Raw genomic sequence first — 15,553 nt, forward strand, 5'->3', positions numbered from 1 at the left:
TTATCCTCGGATCGCCCAGAAGGCCAGGTTCAAGCCCGGGAACTGCCCGGCGATATGGAAGGCAAAACCACCGGAGTTGCTCAGTTGTTGCCAGTGCTCGCTGCCCCGATCCAACTCGTAATAGGTGCTGCCCGCGTGGTACGGCAGTTGGCGCGGCGCCACCGGCAACGGGACCAGGCCAATGCCCGGCAGTTGCAGGTTGACCATGTCGCGGATGTGCTCCACCGCGCCCACCTTGCTCTGCTGGCCGAAGCGGCCGCGCAGGGTTTCGCCGGGCACATCGGCGCGCACCACCAGGATGAAACTGGCGTTGTCGAGCAGGGTTTTGTCCGCCAGCATCGCCACGTGGATGCCGTAGGCTTTTTCCACAATCGGGATCGGCGTGGCCTTGCTGTCGATCAGCATCGACAACGCCTCACGCAGCGCCGCCATCACCGGGGCGTAGCTCAGGGCCAGGTCGTCGTGCTGGTACTGCGGGTATTCCTGGGGGCGACGGCCCGCGGTGGAAAAGGTCGAGAACTCGCCGGCCAGGCTCACCAGTTCGCTGAAGAAACGCTCTGGGTGCAGCGGGCTCAATTGGCTGAAATGCTGGATCAGCGGCTGGGCGCGGTTGACCAGTTGCAGCAGCATGAAGTCGGCAATCTCCGAGGCACCACCGGCGCCCGAGGCAACCACGCGGCCAGCCAGGGCTTCGCCGCGCTGGTGCAACAGGCCCAGCAGCTCACTGCGAAATGCGCTCAGCGGTTTGCTCGCGGCCACGTCCAATACCGGCGGGATGTAGCTGTCGTCGAGCACCAGGGCGCGGTCGGCGCGTTTTTCCTTGATGCGCACCAGGCCGATGGCGGCGTAGTCGCTGATGCCGTCCTGGGCGGTCAATAGGCGCAACGCACGGGAACCCACGGCCACTGGCGCACGGTTTTCGAACGGGGCGTTGTCGTCGCGCACTTCGCGCACCTGGCTTACGTAGCGCGCAGCTTCCAGGGCTTCGCCTTCGTCCACCGTGTCTCGCGCACCGGCGCGCTTGAGCGGCAAGGCCAGGTACACCAGGCCGTCACGCAGGTTGTCGTCGATGTTCAGCGGGCTCGGCGCCAGGTCGTCCTGGGGAATGTTGAACGGCGTACCGTCGGGCAGCAGGCCGCGTGCCGAGACGATGGCCAGCTTGCCCTGGGCCAGCAAGCCCTGGTCGATCAGCAACTCGGAAAACCCCCAGGCGCCGGCAGACAACGGGCGGCTGCGGGCGTCGATCAGGTTTTCCAGGTAACGGTCATGCTGCTGGAAGTGCTGCGTTCCAATGAACATGCCTTCCGACCAGACCACGCGATTGTTCCAGGACATGGGGGCTCCGATTGCTTCTTATTGGGCAGGGCTGGATGGGGTAACCACGACGTCGGCGCGCACGGCGCGCACATCGAGGCTGATCTGGTATTCGGTGTATTGGCGCGCGGGTACGTTGATCACCGTGCGCCATTGCGCGCGATCCAACTCGCGATAGCCGACCAACAGGCCGATCTGGCGCGTGGACGGGTCGAGGTCGCGCTGAATGCTCAGTTGCTGGCCGGGCTGCACCATCACTTCATCCTGGTCCAGCAAGTCCAGGCCGAGGGTGGATTGCGCACGGTCCGCCAGGGCGAAGTAATCGGAGCGGGCGAAGGTGGCGGCGTTTTTCAATTCGAAAATGCGCACCCGCACCGGGGCGGCCTGGCCGCTGGCACCGGGGTTGAGCCCGGAGATCGCGTGGAAGTGCAACTCGACGGCGGCGGTGTCCACTGGCTCCTCGGCCGCCGCTTCGGGTTTGACCGCGTCGTTGGCACACGCCGTCAGCAGCAGCGCGGAGGCGACTGCGAGTAAAAACCTGGGAATCATCCTGCGTCCTCAATGACGTACTTAGCTATCCGTTGATCCATTGTTGCGGCGTGGCGTTAGCGACGCTGTCGTGCGCTGTGTTCTTCGTAGGCTCGGCTGAATTCGCGGCCGAACAGGTCCTGGAAGTCTTCCTGGGCCTCGCGGGAAATATTGCCGTAGAGCTCGGTGAACTGCTGCCAGTACTGGGCCTGGCGCGAGCCGTTGAAAATGCTCGATAGCCCGCCGGGCTTGCCCATGCGCTCTTCCAACTGCGCCGGCTCGAAGCGCGTGAGCAGGTGTTTGATGGCCGCTTCCACCCCGGCCATCACCGCCAGTTGGTGGGCGCGCAGGTCGTCGAAACTGTCCCGCACGGCAACGTCCGGCGCCATAAACGCTTGGTTGCCATGGCGAAGCAAAAGCAGGAGCGCCTCGTCGGCATTCGGGGCGAATTTCAACGGATTGTTTTCAGCGGGCTGGATCATCGTCTGCTGCATGCGGAACTCGCCCTTGAGGCTGGCACGGGCGCGCAGCACGTCGATCAGGCCTTCGACCATCAGCCGGTAGCTGCGGCCGATGTTTTCCATCTGGGCTTGGGCCTGCGCGTTGTCCAGGCGCAGTTGGTCAAGGCCGGCGCCCCGCAGGAAAGCCTGCAACAGGTCAGGCTGCGGTTGCGTGTCGGCCACGGGGAGCACGGGCTCGACCACAGGTGGCGGCTGGATAACGGGAGCAGGTGGCGGCGGCGATGGCGGCGCGGCGCTGAACACGGGCGCCGGCGTGTCGCCGAACAGGTCCCAGTCCTCAGGAATCAGCGAGCCCGACACCACGGGCGCTTCGACCGCGGGCACGGCCACCGGCGTCGGCGGGCGGAAGTCGTGCTGCTGGGAGGGCACATGGTCTGGCACGGTGGGCGGCGGCACGGCGGTAGGGCTGAGAAAGTCGAACAGGTCCGGCAGAGTGTCCATCGACGAAGCCCCCTGGAACTGCGGCGCGATCACCGGGCTCGCCACCGGCGCGCTCACCACGGCCCCCATCAAGGCCTCAAAACTGTTCGGCGAATCACCGGTAAACGACTGGCTGTCGACGGCCTGCACGTTGAAGTCGATACGCGCCTGAATCTCGTAATCGCCGATGCGGATCAGCTCGCCATCTTGCAACAGCTCGCTATTACCCCGGCGCATGCGAATACCGGCGCTGACCAACTCCACACCGTTTGTACTGTTATCGGTTAGATAATAACGGCCATCTTTGTATTGAATAACGCAGTGTTTCGAAGACACCAGCCGCTCAGGATCAGGCAATACCCAGTCATTATCCGAACTGCGGCCGATCGCCATCGAGCCCTGGTTCATGGACTTTTCGGCGCATTGCCCTGGGGTGATCTTGTGATAACTAGTGATAGTCAAACACAGCGACATCTTGCCTCCTTGCTGATACTTCGCGCGCGGGCGATTCACGGGACAGTGATTCCCGAGAGCCCCCATCAGGTCGTGCATCCGACCGTCTACAACCTGCTGATGCCAGCATGATCGCTGATCTTAACTGGGCTCTATGACAAAAATCCTGTCCTGGTGCGTCGTTCGACCCACCAGTCGCGCAGGTTGTTAAGCACCGCACATCTGTCACAGAGGGCGAATAGCTTACCTTGACAAGCCCTAACTACTACACCAAAAATGCACAACTTCTTGAACACCAGTGATGGCACATTAGTGGCGTCACGCTTATATGACCAAGAAAACATGCAAAGTTCATTACGCAACTAATGCATGAATTGCCCGCCATCTAACGGGCTGATAGGGAGATCAATTTCAGTGGATGTGCCGTTGCTGCTCGCCGCCGTTTGCGCGACTTCGCCCTGTGGCGAAGACATGGAATATGACGCGCAATTTCTCCAACTGGAGCGTGATGCCAAGGGCCAGCCCGAGCGCAGCATGGGTGATTCCATCCTGCCCGCTGAACCGCCGGACTGGCGCAGCATCCAGCAACAAAGCCTCGACTTGCTGCAGCGCAGCAAAGACCTGCGCATCACCCACTTTCTGCTGCAAAGCGCCCTCGCCCTCCAAGGCGTGGCCGGGCTGGCCGACGCGCTCACGCTGATCAACGCACTGCTGCGCGAGTACTGGGCCGAGCTGCACCCGCGCCTGGATGCCGACGACGATAACGACCCCACCGTGCGCATCAACGCACTGTCTGGCCTGACCAGCGACGCGACGATCCGCCTGCTGCGCGAGAGCATCCTCACGCGCTCGCGCACCTTCGGCCCCGTGAGCCTGCGCGCCGCGCTGAACGCCAGCGGCTTGATGAGTTTCCCCGATGAGCAACTCGGCGCGCAGCAGTTGAACGCTGCATTCCTCGACAGCGACCCCGAGCAACTGCAAGCCACCCGCGACGCCTTGAGCGCCGCGCGCGCAGCCTGCGAAGCCATCGAGCAGCAGGTCAGCGACCAGGTCGGTTCCGCCCAGGGCGTGGACCTGAGCCTCTTGAAGCAGCCGCTCAAGCAGGCGTTGCAAGTGCTCAACCAAGCGGTTCCAGACACCCAAGGCAGCAGCGAACCCGAGGCCGTCAGTGACGACAGTGCCCCCTCGGTCGAGTATGCCGCTGCCCCCGCCTTAGCGCGCCCGGTCGGCGACATCGCCAACCGCGACGACGTGCTGCGCAGCCTCGACAAGATCCTTGCGTATTACACCCGGCACGAGCCTTCGAGCCCACTGCCGGTGCTGTTGAACCGGGCGAAGAACCTGGTGCATGCCGACTTCGCGGCGATCGTGCGCAACCTGATTCCCGATGGCATGTCCCAATTTGAAAACCTGCGTGGCCCGGACGGCGAGTAAGTCGCCAGGCCTTGCAGTAACAACACCGTCGCTCAAGCGACCAGGAGCAGCAACGTGGCGAAGCAAAGTTCTCAGAAATTCATCGCGCGCAACCGCGCGCCTCGGGTGCAGATCGAGTACGACGTCGAGCTCTACGGCGCCGAGAAAAAGGTCCAGCTGCCCTTCGTGATGGGTGTGATGGCCGACCTCGCCGGCAAACCTGCCGAGCCTCTGGCGCCAGTGGCTGATCGCAAGTTCCTTGAAGTGGACGTCGACAACTTCGACTCGCGCCTCAAGGCCATGCAGCCGCGCGTAGCGTTCCACGTACCGAACGAGCTGACCGGCGAAGGCAACCTGAGCCTGGACATCACGTTCGAAAGCATGGACGACTTCAGCCCGGCCGCCGTGGCCCGCAAGGTCGACTCGCTGAACCAACTGCTCGAAGCCCGCACCCAGCTGGCCAACCTGCTGACCTACATGGACGGCAAGACCGGCGCTGAAGAAATCATCATGAAGGCGATCAAGGACCCGGCACTGCTTCAGGCACTTGCCAGCGCGCCCAAGCCTGCAGGGGACCAGTAATCATGACCGACAATACCGCCCGCGAAGGCAGCCAGATCCTGGGTGCCACCGAAGAAGCCAGCGAGTTCGCCAACCTGCTGCTGCAAGAGTTCAAGCCCAAGACCGAGCGTGCCCGCGAAGCCGTGGAAACCGCCGTGCGCACCTTGGCTGAACAAGCCCTGGCCCAGACTGACCTGGTGTCCAATGACGCGATCAAGTCGATTGAATCGATCATCGCCGCCATCGACGCCAAGCTCACCGCCCAGGTCAACCAGATCATCCATCACCAGGATTTCCAACAACTGGAAAGCGCCTGGCGTGGCCTGCACTACCTGGTCAACAACACCGAGAGCGATGAGCAACTGAAGATTCGCGTGCTCAACATCTCCAAGCCGGACCTGCACAAGACCCTGAAGAAATTCAAGGGCACCGCGTGGGACCAGAGCCCGATCTTCAAGAAGATGTACGAAGAAGAATACGGCCAGTTCGGCGGCGAACCTTATGGTTGCCTGGTCGGCGACTACTACTTCGACCAGTCGCCTCCGGACGTCGAGCTGCTGGGCGAGCTGTCGAAAGTCTGCGCCGCCATGCACGCCCCGTTCATCGCTGCGGCCTCGCCGACCGTGATGGGCATGGGCTCGTGGCAAGAACTGTCGAACCCGCGCGACCTGACCAAGATCTTCACCACCCCGGAATACGCCGGCTGGCGCTCGCTGCGTGAATCGGAAGACTCGCGCTACATCGGCCTGACCATGCCGCGCTTCCTGGCGCGCCTGCCGTACGGCGCCAAGACCGACCCGGTGGAAGCCTTCGCCTTCGAAGAAAACACCGACGGCGCCGACAGCTCCAAGTACACCTGGGCCAACGCCGCGTACGCGATGGCGGTGAACATCAACCGTTCGTTCAAACACTACGGCTGGTGCTCGCGCATCCGTGGCGTGGAGTCCGGCGGTGAAGTGGAAAATCTGCCAGCCCACACGTTCCCTACCGATGACGGTGGCGTGGACATGAAGTGCCCGACCGAAATCGCCATCAGCGACCGCCGTGAAGCGGAGCTGGCGAAGAACGGTTTCATGCCGCTGCTGCACAAGAAGAACACCGACTTCGCCGCGTTCATCGGCGCCCAGTCGTTGCAGAAACCGGCCGAATACGACGACCCGGACGCCACCGCCAACGCCAACCTGGCTGCGCGCCTGCCGTACCTGTTCGCCACCTGCCGTTTCGCGCACTACTTAAAGTGCATCGTGCGCGACAAGATCGGTTCCTTCAAAGAGAAGGACGAGATGCAGCGCTGGTTGCAGGACTGGATCCTCAACTACGTCGACGGCGACCCGGCGCACTCCACCGAAACCACCAAGGCCCAGCACCCATTGGCTGCCGCCGAAGTGATCGTGGAAGACGTCGAAGGCAACCCGGGGTACTACAACTCCAAGTTCTACCTGCGCCCGCACTATCAGCTTGAAGGGCTGACCGTGTCGCTGCGCCTGGTATCGAAGCTGCCTTCGGCGAAAAGCGCCTAACCCACGGATGAGCGGGCTCTGCTGTGGGAGGGGGCTTGCCCCCGATAGCATCACTGGGGTGTGACTGACACACCGCGGTGCCTGCATCGGGGGCAAGCCCCCTCCCACACAAAAGCACTGCCCATTTGGAGTCACTCAAATTCAGTGGCACGCGCCACACAGGGAGAAAACATGGCTGTTGATATTTTCATCAAGATCGGCGACATCAAGGGCGAGTCCATGGACAAGGCCCACAAGGACGAAATCGACGTGCTGAACTGGAGCTGGGGCATGGCCCAGTCCGGCAACATGCATGTTGGCGGCGGCGGCGGTGCGGGCAAGGTGAATATCCAGGACCTGTCGCTGACCAAGTACGTCGACAAGGCCTCGCCGAACCTGATGATGCACTGCGCCAGCGGCAAGCACATCGACAAGGTCAAGCTGACCGTGCGCAAGGCCGGTGGTGAAAGCCAGGTCGAGTACATGGTGATCAACCTGGAAGAAGTGCTGGTCACGTCCCTGAGCACCGGCGGTTCGGGCTCCGATGACCGCCTGACCGAGAACGTCACCCTGAACTTCGCCCAAGTGATGGTCGACTACCAGCCGCAAAAAGCCGACGGCACCAAAGACGGCGGCGCAATCAAGTTTGGCTGGAACATCCGTTCCAACACCAAGCGCTGATAGCTTCGGCGGCCGCGGCACCCCGCCGCGGCCCCAGGCATTTTGTCCCTCTCGCAACCCGTCCGTGGAGCTGCTTTGGTGGTAACTGAAATCGCTTCCCGCGACCGTCTGCAGCCGTCCTTGCTGGACCGGCTGACCGACGACGATCCAACCAATCCCAAGGAAAGCGCCGACAAACGCGTGCTGTCCCTGACCCAATTGAAAGCCTCGGTGCTGCGCGACCTGGCGTGGTTGCTCAACACCACGTCGTTGCTCGATGCCGATGCCACGCTGCACACACAGGCCGGCACCTCGGTGGTCAATTACGGCCTGCCGGCGCTGGCGGGCAACAGTGTTTCCAGTGTCGACATCAAGGCCCTGGAAGCCCTGATCTACCAGGCCATCGCCACCTTTGAACCACGCATTTTGCGCCACACCCTGCGCGTCAAAGCCCGGGTCGGCCACGGCGAGATGAACCACAACGCCCTGAGTTTCGAGATCGAAGGTGACCTGTGGGCGCAGCCGGTGCCGTTGCGCCTGTTGCTGCAAACCGACCTGGACCTTGAGTCCGGGCATGTGCGCGTGGTGAACGCCGACCAGCGGAGACGCCCATGAACCCGCGCCTGCTGGAGCTGTACAACCAGGAACTGCACCACGTGCGCGAAAGCGCCGCCGAGTTCGCCAAGGAATACCCGAAGATCGCCAGTCGGCTGACGTTGTCCGGCATGGACTGCGCCGACCCTTACGTCGAACGCTTGCTCGAAGGCTTTGCCTACCTCACGGCCCGCGTGCAGCTCAAACTCGACGCCGAGTACCCGACCTTCACCCACAACCTGCTGGAAATCGCCTACCCGCATTACCTGGCGCCCACGCCGTCGATGACCGTGGTGCAATTGCAGACGGACCCCGACGAAGGCTCCCTGGCCAGCGGTTTCCCGCTGCCCCGCGACACCGTACTGCGCGCAGCCCTGGGCCGCGAAACCCAGACCTGCTGCGAGTACCGCACCGCGCACCCGGTGACGTTGTGGCCGTTGCAGGTGAGCAACGCCGAATACTTCGGCAACCCTGCCGCCGTGCTCGGCCGCCTGGCCGCCAGCGAGCCCAAGGCCAAGGCCGGCTTGCGCCTGACCCTGCGCACCGGCGCCGAATTGCCGTTCAACAGCCTCGATCTGGACAGCCTGCCGCTGTACCTCAGCGGCGCCGATGAGCAACCGTTCCGCCTTTACGAGCAACTGCTGGGCAACGCCTGCGCGGTGTTCGCACGCAAGCCCGGTGGCGATTGGGTCGAGCGCTTGCCCCAGGACGCACTGCGCTCCCGCGGTTTTGACGACGCCGACGCGGCCATGCCGGTGGTAGCGCGGGCGTTCCAGGGCTATCGGCTGTTGCAGGAATACTTCGCCCTGCCCCATCGCTTCCTGTTCGTCGAATTCGCCGAGCTGAGCCGTGCGGTCAAACGCTGCGACGGCCAGGAACTGGAGCTGATCGTACTGTTCGACCGCCACGAACCGAGCCTGGAAGGCAGTGTCGGCGCGGCGCAGTTCCTGCCGTTCTGCACGCCGGCGATCAACCTGTTCCCCAAGCGCGTGGACCGTATCCACTTGTCCGACCGGGTCAACGAGCACCATGTGATCGCCGACCGCACACGGCCGATGGATTTCGAGATTCACTCGCTCAGCGGCATCACCGGCCACGGCACCGGGCCAGAGCAGCCGTTCTTGCCGTTCTACGCGGTGCGTGACCCGTCCCGTTATGGCCGTGATCAGGCCTACTACACGGTGCGTCGCGAGCCCCGCGTATTGTCCAGCGACCAACGTCGCAACGGCCCGCGTTCCACCTATGTGGGCAGCGAAACCTTCGTCAGCCTGGTGGACAGCCGCCAGGCGCCCTACGGCCACGACTTGCGCCAACTGGGCGTGACGGCGCTGTGCACCAACCGCGATTTGCCGCTGTTCATGAGCGTGGGCAATGGCAAGACCGACTTCACCCTGGCCGACAGCGCCCCAGTGCTGGCCGTGCGCTGCGTCGCCGGCCCAAGCCGCCCGCGCGCCAGCCATGCCCATGACGCCAAGGCCTGGCGCCTGATCAGCCAGTTGTCGCTCAACTACCTGTCTTTGAGCGAGCAAGGCCAGGGCGCCGGTGCGTTGCGCGAACTGCTGCGCCTGTACGGCGACAGCAACGATGCGGCGCTGCAATTGCAGATCGAAGGCCTGCGCGAGGTCAGCAGCAAAGCCGTGACCCGACGCCTGCCGATGCCCGGCCCGATTGTGTTTGGCCGTGGCCTTGAGATCACATTGGAATTCGATGAAAACGCGTTTCGCGGCACCGGCGTGTTCCTGCTCGGTGCGGTACTGGAGCGCTTCCTGGCACGCTATGTGTCGATCAACAGCTTTACCGAAACGGTGATCCGTACCACCGAACGCGGCGAGATCATGCGATGGAAAGCCAAGCCCGGGCGGCGCCCGACCCTGTGAGTACCCTGGATGCGATGCATCAGGAGCCCTGGGAATATGACTTCTTCCAGGCATTGCGGCGTATCGAGTGCGAATCGCCCGAGCTGCCGCGCCTGGGCCATTCCTTGCGTCTGGCAGATGACCCGCTGCGTCTGGGGCAACAGGCCGATTGCACCTTCGCCCCGGCCACGTTGGCCTCGGTCGACCCCGGCGGCGACGGCAAGCCGGCGCGGCTGGAGCAGTTCTTTTTCGGTCTGGGCGGCCCCAACGGCCCATTGCCGCTGCACATCACCGAGTACGTGCGCGAGCGCCAGCGCAACAATGCCGACAGCACCAGCAAGCAGTTCCTGGATGTGTTCCATCACCGTCTGCTCAGCCTGTTTTACCGCGCCTGGGCCGAAGCCCGGCCGACGGTCAGCCATGACCGCCCGGACGATGATTACTGGTCCGCACGCCTCGCCGCCTTGAGCGGCCGCGGCATGCCGAGCCTGCTCAACCAAGGGCTGATTCCCGACACCGCGAAGCTGCATTACAGCGGCCACTTGTCGGCGCAGACCCGTTATCCAGACGGCTTGAAGGCAATCCTCAGCGAATATTTCGGCCTGCCGGTGGAGATTGAGGAATACGTCGGCCAATGGCTGGAACTGCCCGAGCGCAGCCGCGTGGGGGTCAGCGCCAACCGGTTGGGCGTGGACTTCTGCCTGGGCAGCCATGTGTGGGACCGCCAGCATAAATTCCGTATCCGCCTGGGCCCGCTCACGCTGGATGACTACATGGGCATGCTGCCCGGTCATCAGCCGTTCAACGAGCTGGTGGCCTGGGTCGCCGAGTACCTGGGCCATGAATTGGACTGGGATCTGAACCTGGTTTTGCAACAACCCGAAGTCCCGGCGCTGCAACTCAACGGCCAGTTCCGCCTGGGCTTCAACACCTGGCTCGGCCGCCCTGCGGTTGATGCCAACGACCTAATCCTGGCCCGGCATTACGCCGATCACGCCACCACCTCAAGGAATCCAGAGCATGGGTGAAATCAGTCGCGCCGCGTTGTTCGGCAAACTCAACAACGTGGCCTACAAGGCCATCGAAGCCGCCACGGTGTTCTGTAAATTGCGCGGTAACCCCTATGTGGAACTGGCCCACTGGTTTCACCAGTTGCTGCAACTGCAGGACTCGGACCTGCACCGCATCATCCGCCAGTTCAACGTGGAGCCGGCACGCCTGGCCCGTGACCTGACCGAAGCCCTGGACCGCCTGCCACGCGGCTCGACGTCGATCACCGACCTGTCGTCCCATGTTGAGGAAGCCGTAGAACGCGGCTGGGTCTACGGCAGCCTGATGTTCGGCGAAAGCCAAGTGCGTACCGGCTACCTGGTGCTGGGCATCCTCAAGACCCCGAGCCTGCGCCATGCATTGCTGGGTTTGTCGTCGGAGTTCGACAAGATCAAGGCCGAAGCCCTGAGCGAGCGTTTTGACGAGTACGTCGGCGACTCACCGGAAAATGCCCTGAGCGCCAGCGACGGTTTCAACGCCGGTGTTCCAGGCGAAGCCAGCGGCGCTATGGCGCCGAGCGCGATGGGCAAGCAAGAAGCCCTCAAGCGTTTCACCGTGGACCTGACCGAACAGGCGCGCAGCGGCAAGCTCGACCCGATCGTCGGCCGCGATGAAGAGATTCGCCAGTTGGTCGACATCCTCATGCGTCGACGCCAGAACAACCCGATCCTCACCGGTGAAGCCGGGGTGGGCAAGACTGCCGTGGTCGAAGGCTTCGCCCTGCGCATCGTCGCCGGTGACGTACCGCCGGCACTGAAAGACGTGGAACTGCGCAGTCTCGACGTGGGCCTGCTGCAAGCCGGCGCCAGCATGAAAGGCGAGTTTGAACAGCGCCTGCGCCAGGTCATCGAAGACGTGCAAGCCTCGCCCAAACCGATCATCCTGTTTATCGACGAAGCCCACACGCTGGTGGGTGCCGGTGGCGCCGCCGGGACCGGTGATGCGGCCAACCTGCTCAAACCTGCCCTCGCCCGAGGCACCTTGCGTACCGTGGCCGCCACCACCTGGGCCGAGTACAAGAAACACATCGAGAAAGATCCGGCCCTGACCCGTCGTTTCCAAGTGGTGCAAGTCGCCGAGCCATCAGAAGACAAAGCCCTGCTGATGATGCGCGGCGTGGCCTCGACCATGGAAAAACACCACCAGGTGCAGATCCTCGATGAAGCGCTGGAAGCGTCGGTGAAGCTGTCTCACCGCTACATTCCGGCACGCCAGTTGCCGGATAAATCCGTGAGCCTGCTGGACACCGCCTGCGCCCGCGTCGCTATCAGCCTGCACGCCGTGCCGGCCGAAGTGGACGACAGCCGCCGCCGCATCGAAGCCCTGGAAACCGAGCTGCAAATCATCGCCCGCGAGCATGCCATCGGCATCGACATCGGTGCGCGCCAGAGCAACAGCGAAGCCTTGCTGAGTACCGAGCGTGAGCGCCTGGCGACCTTGGAAAGCCGTTGGGCCGAAGAGAAAACCCTGGTGGACGAGTTGCTCGCCACCCGCGCAACCCTGCGCGAGAAAGCCGGCGTGGTGGACAGTGGCAACGATGAATTGCGCGCGTTGCTGGTCGATCTGCAACAGCGCCTGACCGCGCTGCAAGGCGAAACCCCGTTGATCCTGCCGACCGTGGATTACCAGGCCGTGGCTTCGGTGGTCGCTGACTGGACCGGCATTCCAGTGGGCCGCATGGCGCGCAACGAGCTGGAAACCGTACTCAACCTCGACCAGCACCTGAAAAAACGCATCATCGGCCAGGACCACGCCTTGCAGATGATCGCCAAGCGCATCCAGACCTCCCGCGCCGGCCTCGACAACCCGAGCAAGCCGATTGGCGTGTTCATGCTCGCCGGCACCTCCGGCGTGGGCAAGACCGAAACCGCGCTGGCCCTGGCCGAAGCCATGTACGGCGGTGAGCAGAACGTGATCACCATCAACATGAGCGAGTTCCAGGAAGCTCACACGGTGTCCACACTCAAGGGCGCGCCACCGGGCTATATCGGCTACGGCGAAGGCGGCGTATTGACCGAAGCGGTACGGCGCAAACCCTACAGCGTGGTGCTGCTGGACGAGGTGGAAAAAGCCCACCCGGACGTGCACGAGATCTTCTTCCAGGTGTTCGACAAGGGCGTGATGGAAGACGGCGAAGGCCGAGTCATCGACTTCAAGAACACCCTGATCCTGCTGACCACCAACGCCGGCACCGAGCTGATTTCCCAGGTCTGCAAAGACCCGGCGAACATCCCCGAGCCGGAAGAAATCGCCAAGGCCCTGCGCCAGCCGCTGCTGGAGATTTTCCCGCCGGCGCTGCTCGGCCGTCTGGTGACGATTCCGTACTACCCGCTGAGCGACACGATGCTCAAGGCGATCACCCGCCTGCAACTGGGCCGCATCAAGAAGCGTGTGGAGAGCACCCACAAAGTCGCCTTCGACTACGACGACGCGGTGGTGGACTTGATCGTTTCGCGCTGCACCGAAACCGAAAGCGGCGGGCGCATGATCGACACCATCCTCACCAACAGTTTGCTGCCGGACATGAGCCGCGAGTTCCTCACGCGCATGCTCGAAGGCAAGGCGTTGGCGGGGGTGCGGATCAGTAGTCGGGATAATGAATTGCACTACGACTTCAGCGACGCCGAATAACGACTGTTGAAATGCAATGCAAATGTGGGGGGGGGCAAGCCCCCTCCCACATTTGAACTCAGTTTCTTCAGTTATTTAGTCATTTTCGAGACGCCCGATGCTATTCAACCAAGCCTCACGCCTGGCCAAGATCACCAGCCCCCTCGGGCCGGATGTGCTGCTGCTCAATGAAATGGGCGGCGGCGAAGAGCTGGGGCGGCTGTTCAACTATGAGCTGCAACTGACGTCCCTGGACGCCAACATCGACCTCAACCAGTTGCTGGGCAAGCCGATGAGCGTCGGCGTGCAACTGGCGGACGGTGGCGAGCGGCACTTCCACGGCATCGTCGCGCGTTGCAGCCAGAACATCGACCAGGGCCAGTTCGCCAGTTACCAAGTGACGCTGCGCCCGTGGTTCTGGCTGCTGACCCGCACCTCGGACTGCCGGATTTTCCAGAACCTGAGCATCCCGCAGATCATCAAGCAGGTGTTTCGCGACCTGGGGTTTTCCGACTTCGAAGACGCCCTGAGCCGGCCGTACCGCGAGTGGGAATACTGCGTGCAGTACCGCGAGACCAGCTTCGAGTTCGTCAGCCGCCTGATGGAACAGGAAGGCATCTACTACTTTTTCCGCCATGAACAGGACCGCCACGTGCTGGTACTGGCCGACGCCTATGGCGCCCACACCACGGTGCCGGGCTATGCGTCGATCCCGTATTACCCCAAGGACGAACAACAGCGCGAACGCGACCACATGCACAACTGGCACCTGGCGCAGGAAGTGCAGCCGGGCTCGCTGGAGCTCAACGACTACGACTTCCAGCGCCCCAGCGCCAGCATCGACGTGCGCTCGGCGATGCCGCGCCCGCACACTGCCGGCGACTACCCGCTGTACGACTACCCCGGCACTTATGTGCAAAGCGCCGACGGCGAACACTACGCGCGCACCCGCATCGAAGCCCTGCAAACCCTGCATGAGCAGATCGAGTTCAACGGCAATGCCCGCGGCCTCGGCTCGGGCCACCTGTTCAGCCTCACCGGCTTCAGCCGCCAGGACCAGAACCGCGAATACCTGATCGTCGGCTGTCGCTACCTCATCGTCCAGGAAAGCCTGGAAAGCGGCGGTGGCTCAGGCTCTGCGCAGTTCGAAAGCAGCCTGACCTGCATCGACGCCCAACAAAGCTTTCGCCCGCTGGCCAACACCCATCGCCCCATCGTCAAAGGCCCGCAGACCGCGCTGGTGGTCGGCCCCAAAGGCGAGGAAATCTGGACCGACCAGTTCGGTCGCGTGAAGGTGCACTTTTACTGGGACCGTCACGACCAATCCAACGAAAACAGCTCGTGCTGGATTCGCGTGTCGCAATCCTGGGCCGGCAAGAACTGGGGCTCGATGCAGATCCCCCGGATCGGTCAGGAAGTGATTGTGAGCTTTCTGGAAGGCGACCCCGACCGGCCGATCATCACCGGGCGGGTGTACAACGCCGAGCAGACCGTGCCTTACGACCTGCCGGAAAACGCGACCCAGAGCGGCATGAAGAGTCGTTCGAGCAAGGGCGGCACACCGGCCAACTTCAATGAAATCCGCATGGAGGACAAGAAGGGGTTGGAGCAGTTGTATATCCATGCCGAGCGCAATCAGGACATTGTGGTGGAGGTCGATGAGAGCCATTCGGTGGGGCATGACCGCAACAAGAGCATTGGGCATGACGAGGTAGTGACGATTGGCAACGACCGCGTGCGTGCGGTCAAGCATGACGACATGCTTATGGTGGGGTTCAGCAAAACCGACGCCATCAGCAAGAGCTATCTAATTGAAGTGGGCGAAAACTTGCGCCTGGTTTGCGGCAAAAGTGTGCTGGAGCTCAACGCCAGCGGCCAGATCAATCTCACGGGTGTGCAGATCAATGTGTATTCCGAGGGCAGCTCCGAGATCAACACCGGCGGCAATCTGCATTTGAACATTGGGGGAAAAGGCGGTACCACACCCATGGGCCAAGGGGTCAAGGGTGAAATCGACGCGGCCGTCAATTCCATGTTTCCCAAGCCGCCTTCCGGCCAATAACGAGATTCCGTT

12 protein-coding genes are annotated in these 15,553 nt (G+C 62.9%); 9 read left to right on the forward strand and 3 right to left on the reverse strand.

Annotated features, from left to right (window positions below; all coding sequences use genetic code 11):
* Genes tssK through tagH form a run of 3 tightly spaced genes read right to left on the reverse strand, consistent with a single transcriptional unit; the run spans position 1 to position 3,257 of the window.
* A complete protein-coding gene (gene tssK, locus PspS35_RS29295) occupies positions 1-1,335 on the reverse strand; it encodes a type VI secretion system baseplate subunit TssK (RefSeq protein WP_159937850.1) in 1,335 nt (444 codons plus the stop codon).
* An 18-nt stretch (positions 1,336-1,353) separates the two neighbouring features.
* Positions 1,354-1,863 carry a type VI secretion system lipoprotein TssJ gene (gene tssJ / locus PspS35_RS29300; protein WP_159937851.1) on the reverse strand — a complete coding sequence of 170 codons (510 nt, stop codon included), beginning with the start codon at positions 1,861-1,863 and terminating at the stop codon, positions 1,354-1,356.
* Positions 1,864-1,919: 56 nt separating this feature from the next.
* The gene (gene tagH, locus PspS35_RS29305) at positions 1,920-3,257 is read right to left on the reverse strand and encodes a type VI secretion system-associated FHA domain protein TagH (RefSeq protein WP_159937852.1); all 1,338 of its coding nucleotides are present in this window, start codon (positions 3,255-3,257) and stop codon (positions 1,920-1,922) included.
* A 393-nt stretch (positions 3,258-3,650) separates the two neighbouring features.
* Here tagH and tssA point away from each other — a divergent pair, with 393 nt between their 5' ends.
* The 9 genes from tssA to PspS35_RS29350 all read left to right on the forward strand — a co-directional run bounded on the left by tssA (position 3,651) and on the right by PspS35_RS29350 (position 15,541).
* On the forward strand, positions 3,651-4,670 hold the full coding sequence (gene tssA, locus PspS35_RS29310; RefSeq protein WP_159937853.1) for a type VI secretion system protein TssA: 1,020 nt from the start codon (positions 3,651-3,653) through the stop codon (positions 4,668-4,670).
* Between the two features lie 54 nt (positions 4,671-4,724).
* Entirely contained in the window at positions 4,725-5,231 is a 507-nt protein-coding gene (gene tssB, locus PspS35_RS29315; RefSeq protein WP_010207547.1) for a type VI secretion system contractile sheath small subunit, read from the forward strand.
* A gap of 2 nt (positions 5,232-5,233) precedes the next feature.
* Complete coding sequence (gene tssC / locus PspS35_RS29320; RefSeq protein WP_101273612.1) at positions 5,234-6,730, forward strand: type VI secretion system contractile sheath large subunit; 1,497 nt, start codon at positions 5,234-5,236, stop codon at positions 6,728-6,730.
* Positions 6,731-6,901: 171 nt separating this feature from the next.
* Positions 6,902-7,390, forward strand: coding sequence for a type VI secretion system tube protein Hcp (locus tag PspS35_RS29325; RefSeq protein ID WP_017735732.1), 489 nt, complete (start codon positions 6,902-6,904; stop codon positions 7,388-7,390).
* Between the two features lie 78 nt (positions 7,391-7,468).
* Positions 7,469-7,984 carry a type VI secretion system baseplate subunit TssE gene (gene tssE / locus PspS35_RS29330; protein ID WP_027608263.1) on the forward strand — a complete coding sequence of 172 codons (516 nt, stop codon included), beginning with the start codon at positions 7,469-7,471 and terminating at the stop codon, positions 7,982-7,984.
* On the forward strand, positions 7,981-9,840 hold the full coding sequence (gene tssF, locus PspS35_RS29335; RefSeq protein ID WP_159937854.1) for a type VI secretion system baseplate subunit TssF: 1,860 nt from the start codon (positions 7,981-7,983) through the stop codon (positions 9,838-9,840). Before tssE ends, tssF begins: the two co-directional genes overlap by 4 nt.
* On the forward strand, positions 9,804-10,847 hold the full coding sequence (tssG, locus tag PspS35_RS29340) for a type VI secretion system baseplate subunit TssG (protein ID WP_159937855.1): 1,044 nt from the start codon (positions 9,804-9,806) through the stop codon (positions 10,845-10,847). The genes tssF and tssG overlap by 37 nt, the downstream gene beginning before the upstream one ends.
* A complete protein-coding gene (gene tssH / locus PspS35_RS29345; protein ID WP_159937856.1) occupies positions 10,840-13,500 on the forward strand; it encodes a type VI secretion system ATPase TssH in 2,661 nt (886 codons plus the stop codon). Before tssG ends, tssH begins: the two co-directional genes overlap by 8 nt.
* A 97-nt stretch (positions 13,501-13,597) precedes the next feature.
* The gene (locus tag PspS35_RS29350) at positions 13,598-15,541 is read left to right on the forward strand and encodes a type VI secretion system tip protein VgrG (protein WP_159937857.1); all 1,944 of its coding nucleotides are present in this window, start codon (positions 13,598-13,600) and stop codon (positions 15,539-15,541) included.
* Positions 15,542-15,553: the final 12 nt, after the last annotated feature.

The sequence above is a fragment of the Pseudomonas sp. S35 genome (assembly GCF_009866765.1).
In the GTDB taxonomy this organism is placed as follows: domain Bacteria; phylum Pseudomonadota; class Gammaproteobacteria; order Pseudomonadales; family Pseudomonadaceae; genus Aquipseudomonas.